3 protein-coding genes are annotated in these 2,383 nt (G+C 66.2%); all 3 read left to right on the top strand.

Annotated elements, in window-relative coordinates:
* A partial coding sequence (locus Q2K20_RS18045; protein WP_317177062.1) for a hypothetical protein occupies positions 1 to 207 on the top strand: 207 nt, incomplete at its 5' end.
* A gap of 84 nt (positions 208 to 291) precedes the next feature.
* Positions 292 to 657, top strand: coding sequence for a hypothetical protein (locus Q2K20_RS18040; RefSeq protein WP_069389517.1), 366 nt, complete (start codon positions 292 to 294; stop codon positions 655 to 657).
* Positions 658 to 779: 122 nt separating this feature from the next.
* On the top strand, positions 780 to 2,165 hold the full coding sequence (locus Q2K20_RS18035) for an IS1380 family transposase (RefSeq protein WP_269529632.1): 1,386 nt from the start codon (positions 780 to 782) through the stop codon (positions 2,163 to 2,165).
* The last annotated feature ends 218 nt before the right edge of the window (positions 2,166 to 2,383 follow it).

The raw sequence follows: 2,383 nt of genomic DNA, 5'->3' as shown, positions 1-2,383 counted from the left end.
CAGCGGCGTGCGGTGTCCTCACACACCCCGACCTCGCGGGCGATCGCAGCGTTCGCGTCACCGTCTGCCAGCGGCGAGCACGATCCGGGCCCGCAGCACCTCACGGTGTGGACAACTCGCGGCGTTCGCGCGGCGGGTCAGCTCGTCGCGTTCTTTGTCAGTGAGGATGACGACATCAGCGCTGGTGGGAGACATATTCATTTCTGACGCACCCAGCATCGCCAGCCAAGTCGCCACGCCGGAACAAGCCGAAATTCGAGTGCGAAACCAGTGGCGGTGATGATGGAGACCATGGCGAAGATCCCCGACTCGACCCAGACGTCACTGAGACAAAAGCTCCTGGCTCGCGCTACCGAACGCTGGCCCCAGATCCAGACCCTGCATACCCGCTACCGCGCCGGGTTCGCCTACATCGACGCCACCTTGACCCACGGGGAAGAGTTGAAACTCTGCCGGCTGCGCTACGCCGGATCAGCCAGCCAATGGGGATTCGCGATCTACCGCGCCAGCCACAACGACTACCAGCAAGCCGCCCTGCCAGGCGGATGGCCCTCAGGCACTCCCGAAGAAGCCCTCGACACCGCCTGCGGCCTCTACCTCGGCGACCCCACCGCCTGGCTCCCAGACCCCCGACGAACTAACGGAGACACCCACTAGCCTCGGTCTTTCACGCGGGACGTGAGGTGAGGGCTCAGAAATGACATGGGAAGTGCTCCGGAGCTGGGATGATGTGACTTGTCTAGGGTCAACGTCATATCAGTTCGAGGAGCACTTCCCAGGTGAAGTCTAGCGGGTCATTTCGGCGGTTGAGGGTCAGTGCGGACGGGTCGGGCGTGGTCTCGCACGCCGGGTTGGGGATGCTGCGGGAGCTCGCCGAGCACTCTTGCCTGGTCGCTGCGCTCAACGACGCTCTGACGGACACCTACCGCGGGGCATGGGTCCACTCCCCGGGCCAGGTGCTGACCGATCTGGCCGTCGCGGTAGCCGATGGCGCGGACGCGATCACCGGGATCGGGGTCCTGGGTGATCGCCAGGGCGTGTTCGGTCCGGTCGCCTCGATGCCGACGGCGTGGTGGGTGCTGGACCGAGTCGACGCCGAGCACCTTCCGGCGGTGCGCGCCGCGCGGGCGGCAGCCCGGCAGGCGGCGTGGGCCGCGGGCGCCGGCCCGGATTTGAGTCAGGAACTGTGCATCGATCTGGATGCCACGATCACCGTCGCCCATAGCGAGAAGGAGAACGCGGCCGCGACCTGGAAGCGCACCTTCGGGTTCCACCCGCTGCTGGCGTTTCTGGATCGGCCCGACATTGCTGGCGGGGAGGTACTGGGCGGGCTGCTACGTCCCGGCAATGCTGGTTCGAACACCGCGGCCGACCACATCCAGGTCCTGGACATGGCTCTGGCCTCGCTCCCTGCACATGCGCGTCCCATCCCCGGCGATCCCGGCGGCCCACGGGTGCTGGCCCGCTCGGATTCGGCTGGCGCCACCCGAGCGTTTGCGGCCGCTTGCCGCGAGCGTGGGGTCGGGTTCTCCTTCGGGTTCCCGGTGGACTTTCGTATCAAGAAATTCGTCGATGGCATCCCTGAGCAGTGTTGGTCCCCGGCCATCGACACCGATAGCGGAATCCGGAACGGTGCCTGGGTAGCCGAGGTCACCGCCAACATCGACCTGTCGGCCTGGCCAGACGGATCACGGTTGATACTGCGCAAAGAACGGCCGCACCCCGGGGCGCAGCTGACGTTCACCGACTCGGACGGCATGCGCATCACCGCGTTCCTCACCGACACCCCACCCGGAGTGGTCTGCGGCAATATCGCCGGCCTGGAGCTGCGTCACCGCCAGCACGCCCGAGTCGAAGACCGTATCCGACAGGCCAAAGCCACCGGGCTACGCAACCTGCCCTGCCGCGGGTTCAACGAGAACGCCGCCTGGCTCGAGGTCGTCATGATGGCCACCGACTTGATCGCCTGGACCAAACTCATCGCATTTGATGGCGACCCAGTGCTGGCCCGCTGCGAGATCGCCGCGTTCCGCTACCGAGTGCTGCACGTGGCTGCCCGCATCACCCGCAGCGCCCGACAGACCCGACTACGCATCGACAAGACCTGGCGCTGGGCCGCCGCCATCGCCGCAGGCTGGCACCGAATACGCACCGCGTTCGGCTGACCGTCGACCCTCTGCACCGACGACCCCGAAGGACCCCCGGAACCCGCACACCCGGCGCGACAGCCGGGCCTCAACCATGCCCCGCCCTTTAAACCTGGATCCACCGATGAGATGAACTTCTAGCGCGGTGTGGGAACGCGAGAATGCCCTTCTGAACTGGCAAGATACGACTTGCTTAAGGTCCGTATCGCCAATTCAAGAAGGGCATCCCGCAGATG

The sequence above is a fragment of the Dietzia sp. IN118 genome, from assembly GCF_032905965.1.
In the GTDB taxonomy this organism is placed as follows: Bacteria; Actinomycetota; Actinomycetes; order Mycobacteriales; family Mycobacteriaceae; genus Dietzia; species Dietzia kunjamensis.
The sequence above is the reverse complement of the archived record's forward strand: the minus strand, read 5'-3'. Positions and strand labels throughout refer to the sequence as shown.

Bases quoted from the DNA above. Each gene is read 5' to 3' on its own strand.
- Q2K20_RS18040 (WP_069389517.1), top strand. From the start codon at position 292: ATGGCGAAGATCCCCGACTCGACCCAGACGTCACTGAGACAAAAGCTC.